This is a genomic window from Actinopolymorpha sp. B17G11, assembly GCF_040196095.1.
Classification (GTDB): domain Bacteria; phylum Actinomycetota; class Actinomycetes; order Propionibacteriales; family Actinopolymorphaceae; genus Thermasporomyces.
Genome location: NZ_JBEFTW010000033.1, coordinates 22,990 through 45,237, shown reverse-complemented (window position 1 = coordinate 45,237; position 22,248 = coordinate 22,990). Strand labels below are relative to the sequence as shown.

17 protein-coding genes are annotated in these 22,248 nt (G+C 70.7%); 11 read left to right on the top strand and 6 right to left on the bottom strand.

The window, feature by feature from the left end:
• The first annotated feature begins 17 nt into the window (after positions 1–17).
• From ABN028_RS27170 to ABN028_RS27140, 7 genes are all read left to right on the top strand, one after another.
• Complete coding sequence (locus ABN028_RS27170) at positions 18–2,105, top strand: heavy metal translocating P-type ATPase (RefSeq protein ID WP_349698590.1); 2,088 nt, start codon at positions 18–20, stop codon at positions 2,103–2,105.
• Positions 2,106–2,114: 9 nt separating this feature from the next.
• Positions 2,115–2,480, top strand: coding sequence for an iron chaperone (locus tag ABN028_RS27165; RefSeq protein WP_349698589.1), 366 nt, complete (start codon positions 2,115–2,117; stop codon positions 2,478–2,480).
• Positions 2,481–2,505: 25 nt separating this feature from the next.
• On the top strand, positions 2,506–3,219 hold the full coding sequence (locus ABN028_RS27160; protein ID WP_349698588.1) for a class I SAM-dependent methyltransferase: 714 nt from the start codon (positions 2,506–2,508) through the stop codon (positions 3,217–3,219).
• A 144-nt stretch (positions 3,220–3,363) separates the two neighbouring features.
• Positions 3,364–5,364: a VWA domain-containing protein gene (locus tag ABN028_RS27155; RefSeq protein WP_349698587.1), complete on the top strand. Its 2,001-nt coding sequence runs from the start codon at positions 3,364–3,366 to the stop codon at positions 5,362–5,364.
• Between the two features lie 77 nt (positions 5,365–5,441).
• The gene (locus ABN028_RS27150; RefSeq protein ID WP_349698586.1) at positions 5,442–7,202 is read left to right on the top strand and encodes an acetyl/propionyl/methylcrotonyl-CoA carboxylase subunit alpha; all 1,761 of its coding nucleotides are present in this window, start codon (positions 5,442–5,444) and stop codon (positions 7,200–7,202) included.
• Between the two features lie 34 nt (positions 7,203–7,236).
• The gene (locus ABN028_RS27145) at positions 7,237–8,148 is read left to right on the top strand and encodes a DMT family transporter (protein WP_349698585.1); all 912 of its coding nucleotides are present in this window, start codon (positions 7,237–7,239) and stop codon (positions 8,146–8,148) included.
• Between the two features lie 12 nt (positions 8,149–8,160).
• The gene (locus tag ABN028_RS27140; protein WP_349698584.1) at positions 8,161–9,015 is read left to right on the top strand and encodes a hypothetical protein; all 855 of its coding nucleotides are present in this window, start codon (positions 8,161–8,163) and stop codon (positions 9,013–9,015) included.
• 27 nt (positions 9,016–9,042) lie between these two features.
• Here the strand turns inward: ABN028_RS27140 and ABN028_RS27135 are convergent, their stop codons facing one another.
• Together ABN028_RS27135 and ABN028_RS27130 are read right to left on the bottom strand one after the other, a co-directional pair.
• Positions 9,043–9,258, bottom strand: coding sequence for a hypothetical protein (locus ABN028_RS27135; RefSeq protein WP_349326946.1), 216 nt, complete (start codon positions 9,256–9,258; stop codon positions 9,043–9,045).
• 100 nt (positions 9,259–9,358) lie between these two features.
• A complete protein-coding gene (locus tag ABN028_RS27130) occupies positions 9,359–10,789 on the bottom strand; it encodes an NAD(P)H-quinone dehydrogenase (RefSeq protein ID WP_349698583.1) in 1,431 nt (476 codons plus the stop codon).
• A 102-nt stretch (positions 10,790–10,891) separates the two neighbouring features.
• Here ABN028_RS27130 and ABN028_RS27125 point away from each other — a divergent pair, with 102 nt between their 5' ends.
• Positions 10,892–11,344 carry a gamma-glutamylcyclotransferase gene (locus ABN028_RS27125; RefSeq protein WP_349326943.1) on the top strand — a complete coding sequence of 151 codons (453 nt, stop codon included), beginning with the start codon at positions 10,892–10,894 and terminating at the stop codon, positions 11,342–11,344.
• Positions 11,345–11,365: 21 nt separating this feature from the next.
• Here the strand turns inward: ABN028_RS27125 and ABN028_RS27120 are convergent, their stop codons facing one another.
• Positions 11,366–15,181 carry a S8 family peptidase gene (locus tag ABN028_RS27120; protein WP_349698582.1) on the bottom strand — a complete coding sequence of 1,272 codons (3,816 nt, stop codon included), beginning with the start codon at positions 15,179–15,181 and terminating at the stop codon, positions 11,366–11,368.
• A 155-nt stretch (positions 15,182–15,336) separates the two neighbouring features.
• Between ABN028_RS27120 and ABN028_RS27115 the strand changes: the two genes are divergently transcribed.
• Positions 15,337–16,143 carry a purine-nucleoside phosphorylase gene (locus tag ABN028_RS27115; RefSeq protein WP_349698581.1) on the top strand — a complete coding sequence of 269 codons (807 nt, stop codon included), beginning with the start codon at positions 15,337–15,339 and terminating at the stop codon, positions 16,141–16,143.
• A gap of 163 nt (positions 16,144–16,306) precedes the next feature.
• Here the strand turns inward: ABN028_RS27115 and ABN028_RS27110 are convergent, their stop codons facing one another.
• Positions 16,307–17,326 carry an aldo/keto reductase gene (locus ABN028_RS27110; protein ID WP_349698580.1) on the bottom strand — a complete coding sequence of 340 codons (1,020 nt, stop codon included), beginning with the start codon at positions 17,324–17,326 and terminating at the stop codon, positions 16,307–16,309.
• Between the two features lie 146 nt (positions 17,327–17,472).
• On the opposite strand from ABN028_RS27110, the gene ABN028_RS27105 reads away from it, so the two are divergent.
• Together ABN028_RS27105 and ABN028_RS27100 are read left to right on the top strand one after the other, a co-directional pair.
• Positions 17,473–18,375 (top strand): LysR family transcriptional regulator, encoded by a 903-nt coding sequence (locus ABN028_RS27105; RefSeq protein ID WP_349326937.1) that lies wholly within the window; start codon positions 17,473–17,475, stop codon positions 18,373–18,375.
• 184 nt (positions 18,376–18,559) lie between these two features.
• Positions 18,560–20,224 (top strand): phospho-sugar mutase, encoded by a 1,665-nt coding sequence (locus ABN028_RS27100; RefSeq protein ID WP_349698579.1) that lies wholly within the window; start codon positions 18,560–18,562, stop codon positions 20,222–20,224.
• Positions 20,225–20,320: 96 nt separating this feature from the next.
• Here the strand turns inward: ABN028_RS27100 and ABN028_RS27095 are convergent, their stop codons facing one another.
• Entirely contained in the window at positions 20,321–21,349 is a 1,029-nt protein-coding gene (locus ABN028_RS27095) for a cyclase family protein (RefSeq protein ID WP_349698578.1), read from the bottom strand.
• 212 nt (positions 21,350–21,561) lie between these two features.
• The gene (locus ABN028_RS27090) at positions 21,562–22,209 is read right to left on the bottom strand and encodes a hypothetical protein (protein ID WP_349326932.1); all 648 of its coding nucleotides are present in this window, start codon (positions 22,207–22,209) and stop codon (positions 21,562–21,564) included.
• Between the last annotated feature and the right edge of the window lie 39 nt (positions 22,210–22,248).

Sequence of the window (22,248 nt, the reverse complement as noted above, 5' to 3'; positions counted from 1 at the left end):
GGGGGTATGGTGTACCAATGACGCACGCCGACACCGGGCACCACGGGCACGACACGCAGGTTGGACAGGCCAGGCATGACCAGCACGCCGGCCATGACAAGCACGCGGGACATGATCCGGAGATGTTCCGCCGCAGGTTCTGGCTGAGCCTCGTCCTCACCATCCCGATCGTGGTGACCAGCGAGATGGTCATGGGCTGGTTCGGCTACTCCCTCGACATCCCGGGCGTCACCTGGATCGGCCCGGTGCTCGGCTCGGTCGTGTTCCTCTATGGCGGCTGGCCGTTCCTCGCCGGTGGCGTCACCGAGATCAGGGACCGCGCGCCCGGCATGATGCTCCTGATCTCCATGGCGATCGTCGTCGCCTACGTCGCCTCGCTCGCCAGCACCGCCGGGCTCTTCCAGCTGGAGTTCTGGTGGGAGCTCGCGGCCCTCGTCACCATCATGTTGCTCGGCCACTGGCAGGAGATGAAGGCGATCGGCCAGGCACAGGGCGCACTCAGCGCCCTCGCCGCACTGATTCCCGACGACGCCGAACGCTTCACCCCCGGAGGCGGCGTCGAACGCATCGACGTCACGGACCTGCGGCCCGGCAACGTCGTCCTCGTCCGTCCGGGCGCACGGGTGCCCGCCGACGGCACGATCGTCACCGGCGGCGCGGAGTTCGACGAGTCGATGATCACCGGCGAGTCCCGGCCGGTGGCACGCGGCGAAGGTGATCGCGTCGTCGCCGGCACGGTCGCCACGGATGCGGCGGTCCGGGTCGAGGTCACCGCTGTCGGCGACGACACCGCCCTCGCGGGCATCCAGCGTCTCGTCGCGCAGGCGCAGGCCTCCCGTGGCCGTGCGCAGGTCCTCGCCGACCGCTTCGCCGCCTTGCTCTTCTACGTCGCGACAGGTGCGGGTCTCCTCACGTTCCTCACCTGGTGGGCGCTCGGCAACCTCGGCGAGTCCGTCACGCGCACGGTCACCGTCCTCGTCATCGCCTGCCCACATGCCCTCGGTCTCGCCATCCCGCTCGTCATCTCGCTGTCCACCGCGGTCGCGGCCCGCTCCGGCATCCTCGTCAAGGACCGGTTGGCACTGGAACGCATGCGTACCGTCGACGCGGTTCTCTTCGACAAGACCGGCACACTCACCAGGGGCGAGCACGTCGTGGCCGGGGTCGCCGCCACCGACGGCACCACCGAGTCCGAGGCGCTCCGCCTCGCCGCCGGCGTGGAAGCCGACAGCGAACACCCCCTCGCGCGGGCGATCGTCGCGGCCGCCGCCCGCCGCGACGGAGCCACTCCGCCGCCCGCGGCGACCCGCTTCCGCGCGCTGACCGGTCGTGGTGCGCAGGCCGACATCGACGGTACGACGTACGCCGTGGGCGGCCCCGCGCTCATGCGGGAACACGGTGCGCAGGTCCCGCCGGACCTGCGTACCGCGACCGAGACATGGGCCGAGCGCGGTGCCGCCGTCCTCTGCCTCCTCCGCCTGCCGTCGCCGAGCGACTCCGCGACCCCTGTCGTGCTCGGGGCGTTCGGACTCGAGGACGAGGTACGCCCGGAGGCGCGCGAGGCGATCGCGGAGCTGCGGCAGCTGGGGCTCGGCACGATCGCGATGATCACCGGCGACGCCCGCCAGGTGGCCCAAGCGGTCGCCGCCGACCTCGGATTCCGCGAAGGCGTCGACGAGGTCTTCGCCGAGGTCCTGCCCGCCGACAAGGACCGCGCGGTCGCCGAGTTGCAGGAGCGCGGCCTCACCGTCGCGATGGTCGGCGATGGGGTCAACGACGCACCGGCACTCGCCCGGGCCGACGTCGGCATCGCGATCGGCGCCGGCACCGATGTCGCGATCGAGTCCGCGGGCGTCGTCCTCGCCACCTCGGATCCGCGCGCGGTCACCGGCGTGATCCGGCTGTCCCGCGCGTCGTACCGCAAGATGATCGAGAACCTCGGCTGGGCGGCGGGCTACAACGTCGTCGCGATTCCGCTCGCGGCCGGCGTGCTCGCCTGGGCCGGCTTCAGTCTCAGTCCGGCCGTCGGCGCGATCCTGATGTCCCTCTCGACGATCGTCGTCGCCCTGAACGCACAGCTGCTCCGCCGCGTCCGACTCGCATAGGCTTCTGCAATGGTGCAGAGCAAGGCCCTCACCGCCGACGACTATCTCGCCGACGTGCCCGAGGAACGCCACGCCGCCCTCGCCCGCCTGCGCGACCTGTGCCGGGCGGAGCTCACGGACTTCACCGAGGCCATGACCTACGGCATGCCCACGTACGAACGGAACGGCACCGCCGAGGTCGCGTTCGCCAGCCAGAAGCAGTACATCTCCCTGTACGTCCTGCGGAGCGACCTCCGGGAGGCGTTCGCCGACCGGCTGGCCGGACTGGACATGGGCAAGGGCTGCCTGCGCTTCCGCAGGCCGGAACAGATCGACTTCGACCTCGTACGCGACCTGCTGCGGGCCACCGCCGCCCAACCGGGCACGATCTGCTGATCGCGCAATGCCCTAGGCTTGTCCGATGAGCGAGACCCGAGTCTCACATGACAAGACAGTGGCTGAGGCGTTCGGCGCAGCGGCAGGGACGTACGACGAGAGCCGGCGCCGCCTCGTGCCGTGTTTCGACGACTTCTACGCGACCGCGGTCCGGTTCGCGACCCTCGACCTGCCGGCCGCGGCGCCGCGGGTTCTCGATCTCGGGGCGGGGACCGGGCTCTTCTCGCTCCTACTGTCCGGCGTACGACCGGATGCGTCGTTCACCCTCGTCGACTCGGCCGCACCGATGCTGGCCAAGGCCGAGCGCATGCTGACCGACCGCGGGATCACGCACGAGATCCGCCAGCAGGACCTCGCCGATCCGCTGCCGTCCGGTACGTACGACGCCGTGATCTCCGCCCTGGCCATCCACCACCTGCCCGATGCCGGGAAACGCGACCTCATGCACCGGATCCGTGCGGTCCTCGCCCCCGGCGGTGTCTTCGTCAACGCCGAGCAGGTGGCGGGCGAGACTCCGCGGCTCGACGCACAGTGCGACGCCCTGTGGGAGGCCGGCGCCCGCGCCCTCGGCAGCGACGACGGCGAACTTGCCGCGGCGCGCGCCCGCATGGCGTTCGATCGGCCGGCGACCGTCGACGACCAGCTGCGGTGGCTGACGAAGGCGGGATTCAGCGACGTCTGCTGCCCGTACCGGAACCTCCGGTTCGCCGTCCTCGTCGGCTGGACACCGCGGTCCTGAGTCGGCGTCGGGCCCAAGCGGATGGCGATGCGCGGGCCCAGCCGGCTGGCGAACGGTCGCCCTTGCCGGATGGCAGAACTACCGCACTGTCTGGCAAGCTCCCCCACGTCCTCGTGATCACTGGCCATCCACGCACGGAGAACCATGTCGACCCCGCCGCCCAGACTCCTCGCGGCAGCCAGCACTCTCAGCCTGCTTGCCATGCTCACCGCCGTGCTCACCGTGTCCTCGGTGCCCGCGGCATCCGCCGATCCCACCTCCGACGAGGGACCACACAAGCTGCTGCTGTTGTTCGACTCGTCCGGGTCCATGCAGGAACCCGACGCCGACGGGTCGACGAAGATCGACGCCGCCCGCACCGCGTTCAACGCACTCATCCCACGGCTCCCTACCGAGGGTCGGGTGGGCCTGCGGGTCTACGGCTCCACGGTGCCCGGCGAGACCGATCCCGGCGCGTGTACGGACAGCCAGCTCTCGGTCCCGATCGGGCCCGCTGACAAGCCGGCGTTGACGAAGGCCGTCGCGGGCTTCACACCGTACGGCGAGACTCCCATCTCCCACAGCCTCCAGCAGGCCGCGAAGGATCTCGGCACGACCGGCAAGCGGACGATCCTGCTCGTCTCCGACGGCGAGGAGACCTGCGATCCCGACCCGTGCGCGACCGCGAAGAACATCGCCGGGCTCGGCATCGACCTCAAGATCGACGTCGTCGGGTTCCGGGTCGACGCCACCGCCCGGCACCAGCTGCGGTGCATCGCCGACGCCGGCAGCGGGACGTTCTACGAGACCGACGACGCGGCCAACCTCGCGGCGAGCCTGCACAGGTTGTCCATCCGCGCGTTCCGGCCGTTCCGGGTGAGCGGTCAGGCGGTCGCCGGCACGGGCGCGGTCGATGACGCACCGGTGCTGACCGCCGGCCAATACGTCGACACCGCTCCCCGCCGCGGTGAGGTGAAGCGCTACCGGATGAAGCGGTCTACGAAGGGCTCGACCCTGCACGTCGGCGCGAGTGCCCGCCCCGCGCCCGGCAACGCCGTCGCCTCCCTCGCGCTCGAGACCACCACCGTCGACGGGAACGTCTGCGGCTACGGCCTCGGCACGGCGGTCAGCTACGAACGCACGAACCCGATCGTCACGGCCTCGACGTCGAGCTATGACAAGTCCACGGCATTCGACGAGCGGTGTCAGAAGGCCGACGAGATCGTCCTGACCCTGCGGCAGTCCAACAGCACCGGGACGACGTTGGACGGCGTACCCATCGAGCTCGCCGTCATCGAGGAGCCACCCGTCACGTCGCGCGACGGGCTGCCGGGAGCGGCCGACGACCGGCCGTCGTGGGTCGGCCCACCGAGTGCTCCAGCCCGCCCGGTCGTCGCGGGCGCGTCGTTCTCCGATGCTCCGCTCGTCACCGCCGGGCGGTACCAGTCGTCGCTGTTTCCCGGTGAGGTGCAGTTCTTCAAGGTCCGCCTGGGCTGGGGCCAGCGGCTCGAAGCGGCCGCTCGCGCACCCAAACCGTCACGGAAGCTCGCCAAGCTCACCGACAACCCGCAGCTCCTCGACGTCTCGATCATCAGCCCGACGCGCGGCAAGGCGACGGCGCCGTTGAGTGAGGTGGCCGGCCAGAACCAGGCCGTCATCGACGACACCGCCACCGCCATGGCTCGCACCACGACGGTCGACGTGCGTTATGAGAACCGCGACGGTGGAAGCGACGCGCAGCGGCGGCTCGCCGTCCCGGGCGACTACTACGTCGCGGTCGCGCTCGGCGAGGACCAGGACGGCGAGACCTATCTCGTCCCGATCGAGATCGTCCTCGGCGTGACCGGTCGTTCGGGCGCGGGCGCGCCGAGCTATCCGGACGGCGCCGCGATGCTCGTCCCCGGACCTGACGGCGAGGCGACCGCGTTCACCCCGGAGGTCGCCCCGGTCTCGACGGGCGCAGACGACGACGGCCCGGCCGCCGAGGGGGTCGGACCCGCGGAGGACCAGGCCGCGCCGTCGGCGCCGAAGGAGCGGATGTCGCCGGGACGCGTCGCCGCGGTCCTCGCCCTCACCGGCCTCGTGCTGGTGCTGGTCGTCCTCTCCGGCGTACGTACTCTCCGGCTGCGGCGTGCGGCGGCACAGCGCCATCCGGCCGCGCCGTAGGCAGCACCGACGCGACCTGACCGCCCCATAGACTCACGGGAGTCGTGCGACCAGCTGGCTCGGTGAGGTGCAAACAGGTGTCGACCATCAGCAAGGTGCTCATCGCCAACCGCGGCGAGATCGCTGTCCGCATCGCCCGCGCGTGCCGCGATGCCGGCGTCGTGAGTGTCGCGGTCTACGCCGAACCCGACCGGGACGCACTTCACGTCCGGGTCGCCGACGAGGCGTACGCGCTCGGCGGCACCACGCCGGCGGATAGCTACCTCGCGGTCGACAAGCTCCTCGAGGTCGCCCAGCGCGCGAGCGCCGACGCCGTCCACCCCGGCTACGGCTTCCTCGCCGAGAACGCCGACTTCGCCCGAGCCGTCACCCACGCCGGCCTCACCTGGATCGGCCCGCCGCCGGAGGCGATCGACGCGCTCGGCGACAAGGTGCGGGCCCGCCACATCGCCGCCAAGGTCGGCGCCCCTCTCGTGGCCGGAACCCCTGATCCGGTGTCCGGTGCCGAGGCGGTGACGATCTTCGCCAGCCGGCACGGACTCCCCGTCGCGATCAAGGCGGCCTATGGAGGCGGTGGGCGGGGACTCAAGGTTGCCCGCACCGCCGAGGAGATCCCCGAGCTCTACGACTCGGCCGTGCGCGAGGCGGTGGCGGCGTTCGGGCGTGGTGAGTGCTTCGTGGAGCGCTATCTCGACCAGCCGCGACATGTCGAGACGCAGTGTCTCGCCGACCAGCACGGCAACGTGGTCGTGGTGTCGACGCGCGACTGCTCGCTGCAGCGTCGGCACCAGAAACTCGTCGAGGAGGCGCCGGCACCATTCCTCAGCGACGAGCAGGTACGCACGCTCTACCAGTCCAGCAAGGCGATCCTCGCCGAGGCCGGCTATGTCGGCGCCGGCACGTGTGAGTTCCTGGTCGCCCAGGACGGCACCATCAGCTTCCTGGAGGTCAACACCCGACTCCAGGTCGAACACCCGGTCACCGAGGAGGTCACCGGCATCGACCTCGTCCGCGAGCAGCTCCGGATCGCCGCCGGTGAGCCGCTCGGTTACGACGATCCCCCGCTGCGCGGCCACGCGATCGAGTTCCGCATCAACGCCGAGGACGCCGGCCGCGGCTTCCTCCCGGCGCCGGGCACGCTGACCCGCTGGCACGCGCCGTCCGGTCCGGGCGTACGCCTCGACGGCGGTTACGACCAGGGCGAGACCGTGCCAGGCGTCTTCGACTCGCTGATCGCCAAGCTCATCGTCACCGGACGCGACCGTGCACAGGCGCTGGAGCGGGCCCGGCGGGCACTCGCGGAGTTCGTCGTCGAGGGCATGCCGACGGTGATCCCGTTCCATCGGGCCGTCCTCGACACGCCGGCGTTCACGGCGCCCGGGGGCGCCTTCGAGGTGCACACCCGCTGGATCGAGACCGAGTTCGACACCCCCATTCCGGCGTACGACGGCACCGCCGAAATCGCCGCCACACCTCCGCGGGAACGCATCACCGTCGAGGTCGGCGGCAAGCGGCTCGAAGTCGTCCTCCCGGCCGGGCTCGGCGCCTCGCAGGCGGCCGACGCCGGCAGCCGGCGACCGCCGCGGCGCGGCAACAGCGCGAAGTCCCAGGCCACCGCGTCGGGCGACGCCCTCACCTCGCCCATGCAGGGCACCCTGGTCAAGGTGGCCGTCGAGGACGGCCAGACCGTGCAGCCCGGTGACCTCGTCGTCGTCCTCGAGGCGATGAAGATGGAACAGCCGGTCAACGCGCACAAGGCCGGCAAGGTCGCCGGGCTCGCCGCCCAGGTCGGCGCGACCGTGACGGCGGGCGCCGTACTCTGCGAGATCAAGGACTGACCTCCAGGCCCGGCAGGGCGGGAATGAGTGGGCGATGCCACGTCGTGCCTGGGCAGAACTGCTCGCCCTCTCCGCCCTGTGGGGATCGTCGTACCTCTTCATCAGCATCGCGTTGCGCGACGTCGGGCCGGCGTTCCTCGCGTTCGTACGGGTGGCGGGGGCGGCACTCGTCCTCCTCCCCCTCACCTGGCGGCGGCGGTCCGCGCTCGAGGGCCGGTGGAAGTACCTCCCGCTCGTCGGGCTCTTCCAGGTCGCGGTGCCGTTCGTCCTCATCTCCGCCGGGGAGCGGCACATCGACTCCGGGCTCGCGGGAACGCTGGTGGCCACGGCGCCGCTGTGGTTGGTCGTCCTCGGTCCGGCCATGGCGCTCGGGCGCCCGAGCGTCCAGGCGCTCGTCGGCACCCTCGTCGGCCTTGTCGGCGTCGCTCTCCTGCTGGGCGGGATCGGCACCGGTGCCTCCGTCGACCTCGGTGGCGCCGGCATGGTGGTCGCTGCCGCCATGTCCTACGCCGTCGCGCTGACCCTCGTCCGGCGCTTCATGCACGGGGTGCACGCCACCGCCCTCACCGGGGCGACCATGGGGACCGCGGCGGTGCTGCTGGTGCCGCCCGCGGCTCTCGACCTGCCCACCCGGGCGCCCGGGTGGACGGCTGGGGGCGCCCTCCTCGCCCTCGCCGTCGCCTGCACGGCGGGTGCGTTCGTCCTGTTCAACCGGCTGATCGCCGAAGTCGGGCCGCAGCGTGCCAGCCTGGTCGCCTACCTCGCGCCGGTGTTCGCCATCGGCTACGGCGCGGCGCTCCTGGACGAGCCGCTGGGAATCGGCACCTTCGCCGGACTTGCCCTGATCCTGGGCGGTTCCTGGGCGTGCAGCCGACCGCCGCGGATCACCCCGGGGAGCGGGGAACACGAGGGGAGGGTTCGAGCGTCTAAGCTGAAAGCAGGCTAAGGGAGGCCGCTCGTGGAGTTTCTACTTGTCGCAGTGGTGATCATCGGCATCGTCGCGTTCGTTGCCAACCGGCGGGCGCAGACGCAGCGCCGAGAGCTCGAGGCTGCCGAGCTGCAGAAGGTCAAGGCGTTCGCCGCCGAAGACGTCACGAAGTTCGGCGAAGAGCTGCAGCGCCTCGACACCGACGTCGCCGGGCAGGACCTCGACGAGGCCACCCGGCAGGACTACGAACGCGCGCTGGACGAGTACGACACCGCCAAGAAGGCCCTCGACACGGCCCAGCGGCCTGACGACATCAAGCACATCACATCGATCCTCGAAGACGGCAAGTACGCCGTCGCCTGCGTGCGCGCGCGGATCAAGGGCGAAGGTCTGCCGCAGCGGCGGCCGCCATGCTTCTTCAACCCCCAGCACGGACCGTCGTTCGAGGACGTCGAGTGGGCGCCCGCCGGCGGTGCCTACCGCACCGTGCCGGTCTGCGCCGCCGACGCCGAGCGAGTCCGCGCTGGCGCCGAACCCGACATCCGCAAGGTGACGGGCCCTGACGGCGAGCGGGTGCCCTACTGGCAGGGCGGGCCCGCCTACGCCCCCTGGATGCAGGGCTACTTCGCCGGCTTCGCGACGTCCGGCCTGCTTCCGGCATTCCTCATGGGCTCGATGATGGGCGGTATGTGGGGCGGCTACGGCGACGGCGGTTACGGCGATGAAGGCGGCGGCGACGGCGGCGACGCTGGTGGAGACGGCGGCGACGCTGGTGGAGACGGCGGCGACGCTGGTGGAGATGCCGGCGGCGACGGCGGCGGCGACTTCGGCGGTGGCGGCGACGGCGGCGGTTTCGACTTCGGCGGCGGCGACTTCGGCTTCTGACGATCCACCGGCGCCGGATGCGGAGACTCAGGTACCGGTGCCGGCACGCTGGTGCGAGGCGGAGCGGGCTATGTCCGGAGAGTCGGCGCCGGCGGCCGGCGTCACCTTTGCGGCGTACGTCAGGCCGAACATCAGGAGAGCGACGACGACCAGGACGACATAGTGCGCCCAGCGCCTCCGGATTATGGTGGTCTGCCGGCTGCTGTTCTCGGTGGATGGTCCCGTCGTGAGTGTCCCGCGCATCTCAGCTCCCCCGTTCGCTGAGGCGTTACGTCAGACCCTTGTCGGACCCAATTCCAGTTTTCCCTGACCTCTGGTGTCGCACACATGGCGGCGGCGTACGTCACCCATGTCCGGTACCAGGGGACTCGCCCCGAAGGTGCAGCCGCCTGGCCGCCTCGGCGACCGACCCGGAGAGGGACGGATAGACCGCGAACGCGTTTGCCACCTGGTCGACGGTCATGCGTCCCGACACCGCGATCGACACCGGATGGATCAGTTCGCTGGCGCGCGGAGCGACGACGACGCCGCCGACGATGATCCCGGTGCCCGGGCGGCAGAACAGCTTGACGAACCCGTCGTGGATGCCCTGCATCTTGGCGCGGGCGTTGCGTGCCAAAGGCAGCTTGACGCTCACCGCCTGCACCTGCCCGCTGTCGACGTCGGCCTGTGACCAGCCGACGGTGGCGATCTCGGGGTCGGTGAAGACGGTCGCGGACACCTGATCGAGGTCGAGCGGCTGGACCGCGTCGCCCAGCGCGTGGCGCATCGCGATCCGGCCCTGCATCGCGGCGACGGACGCGAGCATGAGCACACCGGTGCAGTCCCCCGCCGCGTAGACGCCGCGCGCGGTGGTCCGCGAGACCCGGTCGACCTCGACGAAGCCGGCGTCGTCCAGGCGTACGCCTGCCTTGTCCAGACCCATGTCGGCGGTGTTGGGAATCGAGCCGACGGCCAGCAGGCAGTGTGAACCCTCCACCACGCGCCCGTCGGTGAGCGTGACGACGACGCCGTCGCGGCCGCCCTCGACCGGACCACGCTGCACCGACGCCGCCCGCGACCGCGACAGGACCGTCATGCCGCGCCGGGTGAACACGTCCTCGATCACCGTGGCGGCGTCCGCGTCCTCGCTCGGCAGCACCCGGTCGCGGCTCGACACCAGCACGACGTCACAGCCGAGCGCGTTGTAGGCTCCCGCGAACTCCGCACCGGTCACACCCGAACCGACCACGATGAGGCGTTCGGGAAGCTCGTCCAGGTCATAGACCTGCTCCCAGGTGAGGATGCGTTCCCCGTCGGGTACGGCGTCGGGGAGCACCCGTGGATGGGCGCCGGTCGAGATGAGGATCACGTCGGCGTCGAGGAGTTCTGTGCCCCCGTCGGCGAGGGTGGCGATCACCCGGTCGGGTCCGTCGAGCCGGCCGGTGCCGCGCAGCACCCGGATGCCCTCCCGCTGCAGCTGGCGGTCGACGTCGGCGGACTGGGCGCGGACGAGGGTCTTGACCCGGGCGTTGACCTTCGCCACGTCGACGGTGACGCCGCTGACCTCAGGCGAGGCGCGACCGATCCGCAGACCCAGCTCGCCAGACTCGCGGACCTGGGTGATCACCTCGGCGGTGGCCACCAGGGTCTTGCTGGGTACGCAGTCGGTGAGGACCGCCGAGCCGCCGAGCCCGTCGCGGTCGACGACGCACACCTCCGCGCCGAGCTGCGCCGCCACCAGCGCCGCCTCGTAGCCGCCCGGTCCGCCTCCGACAATCACCACTCTGGTCACGGTGTCCCATCCTCTCTCACCGATACTCCGTCAGCCAGATAGGCGAGGTGACCCCGCAGTTCTCCCCCCAACCCTTGCGTGGGGCCGTTACCCTCAAAGATCGTGACCTTGTACGCCGCGTACGCAGCCAACCTCAGTCCGCTCGAGATGGCGGACCGCTGCCCGCACTCCCCCCTTCGTGGCACGGGGTGGCTGGTCGGCTGGCGGCTCACCTTCGGCGGCGAGGACCACGGCTGGGAAGGCGCACTCGCCACTGTCGTCGAGGACGAGAAGGCGCAGGTCTTCGTCGCCCTCTACGACGTCGCACCGGCCGACGAACCCACGCTCGAGGTGTGGGAAGGTGCGAACCTCGGTCTCTACCGCAAGATCCGCGTACTGGTGCAGACCCTCGAAGGTCCGGTGACGGCGGTCAGCTACGTCCTGGACGCGTTCGAGGGCGGGCTACCCTCGGCCCGTTATCTCGGCATCCTCGCCGAGGCGGCGGAGGCGGCCGGCGCCCCGGACGACTACGCCGCCGAGCTCCGCCGCCGCCCGTGCCGCAACGTCGGCCTCTGACGTGGCGACCACCCCACTACCTCACGACTCAGACAGCCGCCACGCTCGGTCGATGCGTTGGACCAGCGAGTTCCCAGCGGCGTCGGTAACGGTCACGCGCACCGATCCCGCCTCGGCTCCGTCCGGCGCGGGCGGCAGCGTCACGCCGAAGGTTCCTCGCTTGCCGGGCACCGAACCGAGCAGTTGCCAGCTGATGCCGTCGTCGTACGACACCTCGGCGTCGACGCGGAAGTGACCCGGCCCACGAGCACCGGGCTGGTACGCAGGCGTGAGGACGATCTGCGCGGGTTCGTAGCGGCCGAGCTGGTTCGCGAGGTCGGTCTCGAGCGCGTAGTCCACCTGGATCAGGGGCAGCACCTCGCGGCCAGCCGCATGACCGGAACGAAACGTCCACACGCTGCGAGTGCTGTTCGACGTGGTGGACCAAGTGTCCGGTGCCCGTCGTGCGGTCATGTCGAGCTCATAGACTGCCGCCTCCGCCGGGACCAGGAACCGCGTCACCGACTGGTCGGCGCGTCCGACCTCGGCGCCGCCACGGCGAAGCACGACCTCGGTGTGGTCGTCGGGGTCGTCGGCCCACCCGTAGATCTGCCGGTCGCCGGAGACGAACGGCGGGATCAGCAGGCGGATTGCGTCGCCGAAGCGCGCCACCGGTGAGCCGTCCAGCTCGTCGCCGCTCTGGTCCAGGACGGCGGGCCGGGTGAGTGCGGGCCACCAGTGCTGGTCGACAGCATCGCCGCGTTCGTACTCTCGCGGCAGGTCGTACTCCAAGCCTCGCCACGGAGCATGCAGGGCGTCGCCGACCGAACGGCGGGCCCAGGCCGTGTCACCGGCCGTCGTGAGATGGTCGGTACGCCGCACCGGCGCGGCCACGGTCCGGGCGATCGGGAAACCGTCCCTGATGCCGGGGACGAAGGCGTCGCGGTAGGTCACCTCGCCGGGCAGCGACGGGACGGCGCGGCGGTGGAAGAACGTCGTCACCTCGGCGGTCGGCAGCCGCCCGGCATCATAGGTCAGCGGCCCGTCCACCTCGGGTTCGGTCAGCATGAGGTCGTAGCCGTAGGCACTGTCGCGGCGTCCGGTCACCCGCGCCGGCACAGAGCCGCCCGCCGGGATCAGGGCCAACAACCGCTGTGCCTCCGACTGCTGCAGGCCGTACGCGGGAAGGGCCGTGCCCACCGACCCGTCGGACCAGTAGCCCGGAGCGTCCTTGTAGAACAGGACCAGGCTCGCGCCAGCAGCCGCGGCCGCCGTCACCTGGCCAGCGCTCTTGCCCGGCCCCGCCCACCGGATCACGACGACGGCACCAGCCGCCGGCACTGCCGCGAGGTCCTCGGGTGTCGCGTCGCCCCCGTCGACCACGGGAAGCTCCTCGCTCCCGACGTACGCCGGTGTCGCGCTGCCACCGAGCTTCAGCGGCGTCGGGAGCCTGAAGCCACCCGCCCCCATGACGTCGACCGTCATCAGCGGCTGCGAGAACCCCCAACGGTGCGCGACCAGGAACGTGCCGGTACGGACCTTCGGGAACCGCTGGATGTAGACCTCCGGAGTCTGCTTCCCGGACAGCACCCAGCCGGAGAGTGCGCTCCGGTCGTCGATCGAGCGGTACCAGGAGAGGATGTACCGGTCCGGGTCGGCCGGTCGGGGGGTTCTGATCGTCATCCGTTCGGCGTCCCGCGCGTCGAACGCGAGCTTCATCGACGACGTCACCGTCACGTCGGGCCGACCCAGCAGGGTCACCGACCGGTCGAAGGTCCCGCCGTCGGATGTCTTGACGAAGACCATCACGGCGTAGCGCCCGGACGGGACCTGGAAGATGCGGGTGCCGGTCGCGTCGAATGCCCGCACCATGACCTGGCCGGTGTCGACGTTCCACAGCTGAGCTCCGCTGGCCGGAAGGGCAGGTCCGCCGTCCCTGTCGATGGCCGAGACCTCGACGGTGTGGGTCCGGCCGCCGACCGTGAAGCCGACGGCCGTACGCAACGTTCCGGCAGCAGCGCCGCGGGCGATCAGCTGGCCGGCGTAGCTCCCAGGCTCGGTGTCGTTCGGGGCCAGACGCAGAGTGGCCGTCGCCGTCATCCCGGGTGCGATCGTCAACCTCCGCGACGCCAGCACCAGGTCGGCGCGTGCGGTGCTCCCGGCGGCGAGTGGATCCACGTCGACGCTGAGGTCGAGGCGTACCGTCTTGGCGGTGGTGTTGGTGTACGTGACCTCGCGGGTGACGGGTGGTCGAGATTCTCCGGTCCAGGCGAGGTTGCCGAAGGCCACCGTCGCCGTACTCGGGTGGACGCGCTGGGCGAGGGCCGCGGCAACGTCGATCCGACCGGTGCCCTGGGCCGTGGCGGGCGCGTCCAACGCCGGCACCGCGCTGCTGGCGAGCACGCTCTTGAGCTGCGCGGCGGACCAGTCCGGATACCGCTGCGCCAGCAGGGCCGCCGCCCCCGCGACATGGGGGGTAGCCATCGAGGTGCCACTCAACGCGGTGGCGTACTCGTCCAGGTCGCGGCCGAGGTTGGTGCCGGCGGCCCGGGCGGCCACGATGTCGACGCCAGGTGCCGTGACCTCGGGTTTGACGGCTCCATCGCCGCGCCGCGGACCACGACTCGAGAAGCCCGCGAGGACGTCCTGCTTGTCCACGGCGCCGACGGTCAGGGCGGACGTGGCAGTGCCGGGCGCCCCCACCGTGCCTTCTTCCGGTCCAGAGTTCCCGGCCGCGGTAACGAACAACGCGCCGGAACGCGCACTCAGCTCGTCGACCGCCTGGCTGAGCGGGTCGGTGCCGTCGGAGGCCGTGCCGCCCAGGCTCATGTTCACGACCCTCGCGTCGTTGTCGACCGCCCACTCCATGCCGGCGATGATCTGCGAGGTCAAGCCGCGACCGCGGTCGTCGAGAACCTTGCCGACCAGCAAGTCGACGTCCGGGGCAACCCCCTTACGGCGTCCACCGGAGGGCGCACCGGAACCTCCGACGGTCGAAGCAACATGCGTACCGTGGCCGTTCCCGTCCACCACCGTCTCACCGGGAACGAACGTCTGGGCAGCCGCGACCCTGCCGGCGAGGTCGGGATGAGCCGCGTCGTAGCCGGTGTCGAGCACGGCCACCCGCACACCCTTGCCGGTGTAACCCGACTTCCACGCCTGCGGCGCACCGATCTGTGGGGCGCTCTCGTCCAGGGTGGCCCGCACCCGGGCGTCGAGCCAGACCTTGCCGATCCCTCGAGCCAGCCGCGGTAGGCCATCGGCCGGCGTGTCGTCGTCGATCGACTCCCAGAAGTCCCGAGCGTCCTCCCGACGCGGTGTTACCGCCAACGCAGACACGCTGCCCAGGCGGCGCTTGCGCGCGACCCCGGTCGGAGTCATCGGCACCTCGTCCGCCCGGGCGCCCGTGGCAGGGGCGGTGAGGATCAGCGGAAGGCTCGCGTCGTCGCGATAGCCCTGCGCGACGAGTTCGGTGAGGTTGAAGAGGCTCTCGTCGAGCTGGCCGCTCGCGAGATACGGCATCGCCTCCGCGGGAATCAGGCGTACGTCTCCGTCGTAGTCGCCGACGAAATAGGGCCGAGGGTCCGTGGCCGGTTGCTGCACGACTTCGGCGAGCCTCCGGCCGCCGGGGAGCACGGTGAGTCTGGCAACGTCGCCGGTGATCAGCGTGACTGTGTGGGTCCCCCTGGTCGCTGCCGCGCTGACGTCGGCAGTCGCAGGACCCGCACCCGACACCACAACCGATGTCGCACCCAGCGCCGCGCCCCATGCCGGTCCCACGGCGGCAAGGGTGGCGACGATGACGACGGCGACTCGGTAAGCAAGAGGGCCCCGGCGGGCGCCACGCGGTGATCTCACCGTTCAACCTCCTGACTCCCCGCCAGCACACGGCGTTCCGGAAGCTTCACAGTGGAGATGATCCGGGTCCAGGCAGTTGCCGTGGCGCTGATGTGTCATGGCTCGATTCAGCCAAGCCGTCGCCGCTCGCCAGGCAACAAGTAGGGTCGGCTTCCGTGACGGACGTACGGACCGATCCATACGCCGTGGCGGCATCCGCGGCCGCGCTCCTCGCCGAACGCACCGGAGTAGCCAGCCACGACGTGGCCGTCGTACTCGGCACTGGCTGGCGGTCCGCCGCTGACCTGCTCGGCGACACCGTGGCTGAGGTGGGATTCACCGAGCTGCCGGGGTTCGCACCCCCAGCGGTGGCCGGCCATGCCGGTCGGGTCCGCAGCATCGTCGCCGGCGGTCGGCGGGTGCTGGTGTTCCTCGGTCGTACGCACCTCTACGAGGGCCACGGCGTCGCGGCCGTCGTCCATGGCGTACGTACCGCGATCGCGGCGGGGTGCCGCGTGGCGGTGCTCACGAACGGGTGCGGCGGGCTCCGCGAGGAATGGGAGCCTGGCACTCCGGTCCTGATCGCCGACCATCTCAACCTCACCGGACAGTCGCCGCTCGTGGGCGCCCACTTCGTCGACCTCACCGATCTCTACGCCGGTCGGCTCCGCGCGCTGTGCCGCGAGATCGAGCCGGCGCTACCCGAGGGTGTCTACGCACAGCTGCCGGGACCGCACTACGAGACGCCGGCGGAGATCCGCTACCTGCAGACGATCGGCGCCGACCTCGTCGGCATGTCGACGGCCCTGGAGGCGATCGCCGCCCGCGAAGGTGGCGCCGAGGTGCTCGGTCTGTCCCTGGTGACCAACCTCGCGGCCGGCCTCAGTGGCGAACCCCTCTCCCACACGGAGGTGCTGGCCGCCGGCCAGGCCGCCGCGGACCGGATGGGCCGGCTCCTCTCCGCCCTCGTCGGACGGCTGTAGCCGGGCACGTGCCGCCGGGCGAGTAACGCCGGGGCGCCTGCGCCGGGGCGCGGAGAATGACCACGCTGCCCATGCCTCTGCGAACTCAGCCAGGCGTCGATGCCTGGTCAGAGTCCAGAGGCATGGGCAGCGTGGTCATTTGCGGTCTCTCGCCGACCGTGAGTCAGACGGCCCGGTTGCGCTGGGCCGCCCCTGGTACGCCGTAGGGGTAGTCGTCGACGATCGGCGTACTCGCGTCAGTCAGCAGGGCGGTCTCCTCCTCCGACAGATGCAGGCCCGCCGCACCGAGGTTGTCGTCGAGCTGCTCGACCGTACGTGCACCGAGGATGACCGACGTGACGGCCGGGCGGTCGGCCAGCCAGGCGAGGGCCACCTGTGCCATCGAGACACCTCGACCTTCGGCGACCTTGCGTACGGCGTCGATCACCTGCCAGGTACGTTCGGCCGCGTTGCGCTTGGCGTAGCCCTCCATGCCGCGCTCGGGGTTCTCGCCGAGGCGGGTCGCGCCGGTCGGCGTGGAGTCGCGGGTGTACTTGCCGGTGAGCCAGCCGCCCCCGAGCGGGGACCAAGGCAGGATGCCGATGCCTTCGTTCTCGCAGACGGACACCAGCTCGAACTCGATGTTGCGCTGGAGCAGGTTGTACTGCGGCTGCAGGGTGACGATCGGCGCGAGTCCGAGGTGCTTGGTCAGTAGCGCGGCCTTCTGCAGCTGCCAGCCGAGGAAGTTCGAAACGCCGACGTAGTGGATCTTGCCGGCACGTACCGCGTCGTCGAAGAACTGCAGCGCCTCCTCGATCGGCGTCAGTGGGTCCCAGGCGTGGGCCTGGTAGAGGTCGATGGTCTCCACCTGGAGCCGGCGGAGGCTGGCGTCGAGGGCGCGGGTCAGGTGCAGCCTGGAGAGGCCGAGCTCGTTGCGGACACCCGTGCGGGAGAATCGGCCCTTCGTGGCGATGACGAGGTGCTCGCGCAGTTCCGGGTGGGCGGCGAGCCAGCGGCCGATGATCTCCTCGGACGCGCCGGAGGAGTAGACGTTGGCCGTGTCGATGAAGGTGCCGCCCTGCTCGACGAAGCGGTCGAGCTGCGCGTGCGAGACGCGTTCGTCGCTCTCCGTACCGAACGTCATCGTGCCCAGGCACAGCGACGACACGATCGTGCCGGTGCCGCCCAGCGTGCGATATTCCATGCGTACCTCCATCCGAGGGGTACCGGACGTGCGGCTTGAGCAGGCACAGTCCGGACCCGAGCTTCGCGGTCAAGGGTGCCCCAGCACGATTAAGCTGTCCAACAGAAGAAACCGATCCAGCTGATCAGGCCAGGTGATGACCTGCCATGGAGCTACGCCAACTCGAGTACTTCGTGACCGTTGCCGAGGAACGACATTTCACCCGGGCGGCCCAGCGGTTGCACGTGGCGCAGTCCGGTATCTCCGCGTCCATTCGTTCACTGGAACGGGAGTTGGAGGCCGAGCTCTTCATCCGCAGCACCCGCAGCGTCGAGCTCACCGACGCCGGGCGGGCACTGCTCGTCGAGGCGCGACACACGCTCTGTGACGTGGCGGCCGCGCGCGAAGCCGTCGCCGCCGTCCGCGGGCTGGTGAGCGGCCGGCTTGTGGTGGGGACGCTGCAGTGCCTGTGCGCGCTGAGCGTCCCGGACCTGCTCGCCCGCTTCCACCAGGCACATCCGGGTGTGGAGATCCGGCTGAAGCAGGGCGGTACGCCAGAACTGCTCGCGCAGGTCCGGGCCGGCGACATGGACGTCGCCCTGGTGTCCGAGCCGCCCGGCGAACCGGCGGGGGTCGCCGTGACACCGCTGGCGCGCGAGCCGATGGTGCTGGCGTGTGGGCCCGGTCATGCGTTCGCCGGGAGGGACAGCCTGGACCTCGCCGACTGCAAGGACGAACGGTTCGTCGACTTCCACCCCGGCTGGATCACCCGCGACGTCACCGACCGATCGCTCGCCGACGCGCGGATCGAACGGCGAGTGGCGCTGGAGGTCAACGACGTCCACTCGCTGCTCGAGTTCGTCGGCGCCGGTCTCGGGGTGGCGCTGGTGCCGCACAGCTTCACGAAGAAGAAGACCCGGGCGCGCTTCGTACCCCTCCGGGCGCCGGTCCCCGAGTGGCGGACGGTCGTGGCGGTCCCCGCCGGGCGTAGGCCGAGCCCGGCGGCGGCGGCGCTGCTGACCGATCCGGCGTTGGCACCCCGGCGGAGTGCCGGCGCCGCTCGCCCATGATGCAGTGGCGGCGCCGCTCGCCCATGATGCAGTGGCGGCGCCGCTCGCCCATGATGCAGTGGCGGCGCCGCTCGTCCATGATCATGAAGGATTTGTCGGCTGTCCGGCTGAAAAGCTTTCATGATCACGATCATGATCACCGGATTGAGGGGGCGCTGTGGGTCGGGTGAACGAGGTGGGCACGATGGAGCTCGGCGGTCTGGTCGAGAAGGCGCGGGAATGGCTCGCGGAGGATCCCGATCCGGTGACCCGTGCGGAACTCACCGCGCTCGTCGCCGCCGCCGAAAACGATGACGAAGCCGCGCGGGCAGAGCTTGCGGACCGGTTCGCCGGAACGTTGGAGTTCGGGACTGCCGGCCTGCGCGGCGCACTCGGCGCAGGGCCCAACCGGATGAACCGCGTCGTCGTCATCCGGGCCGCCGCCGGACTCGCCGCCTACCTGCGTACGCACGGACATGCAGGTGGCGCCGTCGCGGTCGGCTACGACGCCCGCCACAACTCCCGCACCTTCGCAGGCGACACAGCGGCCGTTCTCGCCGGTGCCGGGCCGCGCCCACTGGTGTTGCCCCGGGCGTTGCCCACACCCGTTCTGGCGTTCGCGATCCGACACCTCGGATGCGTCGCGGGCGTGATGGTCACGGCCTCGCACAACCCCGCTCAGGACAACGGCTACAAGGTCTACCTCGGCGACGGTACGCAGATCGTGCCGCCCGCTGACGCCGACATCGCGGCTGAGATCGCGGCGGTCGGACGGCTCACGTCCGTCCCCCGCGGCGAGGGGTGGGAGACACTCGACGACAGTGTCGTGGAGGCGTACCTCGCGCGGGTCGCCTCGCTGCCTGCCCCCGGTCCCCGGGACCTGCGCATCGCCTACACACCACTGCACGGCGTGGGAGGTGCGGTCGTACGGACGGCACTGGAACGGACCGGGTTCTCCGCCCCCACTGTCGTCGCTGCCCAGGCCGAGCCTGATCCCGACTTCCCGACGACGGCCTTCCCGAATCCCGAAGAGCTCGGAACGATGGACCTCGCATTCGAGCTGGGAGCGCACATCGGCGCGGATATCGTGCTCGCGAACGATCCGGACGCCGACCGGTGCGCGGTCGCGGTGCCGAGCGACGGCGGGTTCCGCCGGTTGTCAGGAGACGAGGTGGGCGCGCTCTTCGCCGTCCATCTGCTGCGGTCGGGAATCCGCGGGACGCTCGCGACGACGATCGTCTCGAGTTCCCTGCTGTCGGCGATCGCCGCGCGCCATGATGTGCCCTACGTCGAGACGCTGACCGGGTTCAAGTGGCTCGGCCGGGTGCCGGGGCTGATGTTCGGCTACGAGGAAGCGCTCGGCTACTGCGTCGACCCGGGCGCCGTCGGCGACAAGGACGGCATCTCGGCGATCGTCCGGATGGCAGAGTTGGCGGCCGCGTTGAAGGCCGAGGGCCGGACGCTCCTCGACCTGCTCGACGACATCGCCACGGAGTACGGCGTCCATGCCACCCAGCAGCACGCGGTCCGGCTGCGTACCGTCGCCGACGCCACCCCCACGCTCGAACGCCTGCGGAAGGTTCCACCCCGGTCGCTCGGCGGCCGGCCCGTCGAACGGGTCGACGACCTCGCCGCTCCCGAGCCCGGCGGTTTGCCTCCGACAGACGGGCTCCGCTTCGTTCTGGCCGACCGGGGACGGGTCCTCATCCGCCCGAGCGGTACCGAGCCGAAACTCAAGTGCTACGTCGAAGTCGTCGTACCGGTCGAGGATCCGGGAGCGGGCACGGTAGACCTGGCAGCTGCGAGAACCGCAGCCGACGAAGCCCTTGCCGCCATCGGCAGGGACATCCAGGACCTGCTGGGCGCCTGATGCGCAGCCGACGCCTCGGCCAATCCCTCGCGAGTCCCTCGGGACACCCTCAGACCGGCACAGCCTCAGACCAGCACAGCCCGGACCGTTGCGCTCTCAGACGGTGGCGATGGCGTTGGCAGGGGAACCGACTGCGCCGGGCAAGCGCAGGGGCGGAGCCGTCAACAGGAACCTCGATCGTTCGTGCTCGCGCAACCACAGCGCCAGCTCCTCGAGGTACCACATCTCCCCGAGGTTGAGGCCGAGCTTGAACAGGCAGTGGTGATGGATGGGCAACGCCGCATGCGGATCCGGCCCACCGTCCTTGGCGGGAAACGCCTCCACGCCGTAGTTGTCCGCGATCAGGGCCGCGATCTGGCTGTCGCTGATCCACTGCAGCAGGCGTTCGTCTCGCCCGTCGAGCACCGCGCACATCGCGTGCACCCGCTCCGGGTGCGGCGTACCACCCATCGCCAGCAACTCCGTCGCATAGCCCGTGTGCAAAAGCAGCATGTCGCCGGGCTCGACCACGACATCGTCGGCGTCCATGGCGGCTGCCAGCTCGTCGTAACCGACGTAGGTCTGCGTACGGCCGAAATGCTTCTCGAGGTCGACGAGGACACCGCGACCCTGGATCGGCTTCTCGGCCATGTTCTCGACACCGAGCTTGTACGCATAGCAGGCATGACCGTCGGCGCCCACCTCCGCCAGCGGGCCCACCACATCGGCTCCCGACCGGAAACCGTTGTAGAAAAGGGCTTCCGGCGCACCGTCACCGTCAGCGTCGAACATCGCCCCGACATGGCAGAGGCTATCCCACTGGGAGGAGTACTGCAGCGTCAAGGCGACCTTGTCATCGCAGACGACGTCGAGGTGCCGCGCGTCCAACCTTCCTGTACGGAAGTTGTAGCGGAAACCGTTCTCGTCACTGGTCGGCGACAGCACCGGAGGCACCCGGCGGGGATTGACCACGTTGCCGCCAGGTGCGTCGAGGGGAAGGCTGAGGCAGAACGTCAGGCCCTCCCGCACCTCGGCAATTCCCTCGCGGACCTTCGCGGGCGTCAGCAGGTTGAGCCGGCCGAGCTGGTCGTCCTCCCCCCAGTCGCCCCAGGTCGAACCGTCGGGTCGGTGCGTCCACCGCGTCATCGGTTGCCTCCACTTGTCAGAGCCGTACGACTGTGCCCGGCCTCCGCGAGCAATGGCCAGGGCTCGCATAGTGCCGGTTCTGGGGCGCGAAGAACCAGAGGCTGCCCACGAACGCCGACGCTGCGAAGGCCAGCGCCGCGAAGTTTGGCGCCACGAAGGTCAGACTGCGCGTGACCCTGGCACGCCGACGAAGGCGCGCGCCCTCGTCGGCTTCAGCCGAACTGGCTCGCCACCACGGCGACCAGGATCGCTGCGGCGATCACCCCGAACTCCGGCCACCGCCAGTGCCGCTCGACCTTCGCCGATCCGCCGGTCTGTTGTGCGGTCGTCTCCGCATACTTCCGCGACAGCCCGTCGATCCGCTGGAGGGTGTAGTCGGACGGCGAGACACTGGCGCCCGGGCCCGTCGCGTCGGCCGGTTCCAGGAGTCCGCCCTCGGCGATCCGCACCGCGTCGCGCTTCGATCGGCGTCGCAGCGACCGCCGGTCGGCGCCGGTCAACGCGACCGCCACCGAGCGGTGTTCCGCGCCGGCCACCTTCACCTGGAGGACCGGGGCGATGGCGACCGACTCGATCAGGTGCCACGGTATCCACGTGTCGCTCAGGATGTTGCGTAGGACCAGGGCTTCTTCGTACGCGACGACGCAGGGGCGGACCAGCGCGAGCCAGACGACCGCGCTCACCGCGATGACGACCGTGGCGGCCGTGAACCCGTCCCAGGTACGCCACTCGAGAACGATGTCGACGAGGATCAGGGCCCCGATCGCCAGGGTGAGCACGCCGAGCACCCGACCCGCGGTCGGAGCGAAGCTCTCGATCTTGGACGCCTTGTCCGCCGTACGCACTGAAAGCCGGCTCACTGGTTACCCTCCCGACATCATGATCGCCCGCGTGCTCCC

What these genes read in the sequence shown, in the direction of transcription:
- ABN028_RS27170 (WP_349698590.1), top strand. Translation starts at nt 18, where the DNA reads ATGACGCACGCCGACACCGGGCACCACGGGCACGACACGCAGGTTGGA.
- ABN028_RS27095 (WP_349698578.1), bottom strand. Translation starts at nt 21,349, where the DNA reads ATGACGCGGTGGACGCACCGACCCGACGGTTCGACCTGGGGCGACTGG.
- ABN028_RS27160 (WP_349698588.1), top strand. Translation starts at nt 2,506, where the DNA reads ATGAGCGAGACCCGAGTCTCACATGACAAGACAGTGGCTGAGGCGTTC.
- ABN028_RS27165 (WP_349698589.1), top strand. Translation starts at nt 2,115, where the DNA reads ATGGTGCAGAGCAAGGCCCTCACCGCCGACGACTATCTCGCCGACGTG.
- ABN028_RS27105 (WP_349326937.1), top strand. Translation starts at nt 17,473, where the DNA reads ATGGAGCTACGCCAACTCGAGTACTTCGTGACCGTTGCCGAGGAACGA.
- ABN028_RS27100 (WP_349698579.1), top strand. Translation starts at nt 18,560, where the DNA reads ATGGAGCTCGGCGGTCTGGTCGAGAAGGCGCGGGAATGGCTCGCGGAG.
- ABN028_RS27110 (WP_349698580.1), bottom strand. Translation starts at nt 17,326, where the DNA reads ATGGAATATCGCACGCTGGGCGGCACCGGCACGATCGTGTCGTCGCTG.
- ABN028_RS27135 (WP_349326946.1), bottom strand. Translation starts at nt 9,258, where the DNA reads ATGCGCGGGACACTCACGACGGGACCATCCACCGAGAACAGCAGCCGG.
- ABN028_RS27145 (WP_349698585.1), top strand. Translation starts at nt 7,237, where the DNA reads ATGCCACGTCGTGCCTGGGCAGAACTGCTCGCCCTCTCCGCCCTGTGG.
- ABN028_RS27155 (WP_349698587.1), top strand. Translation starts at nt 3,364, where the DNA reads ATGTCGACCCCGCCGCCCAGACTCCTCGCGGCAGCCAGCACTCTCAGC.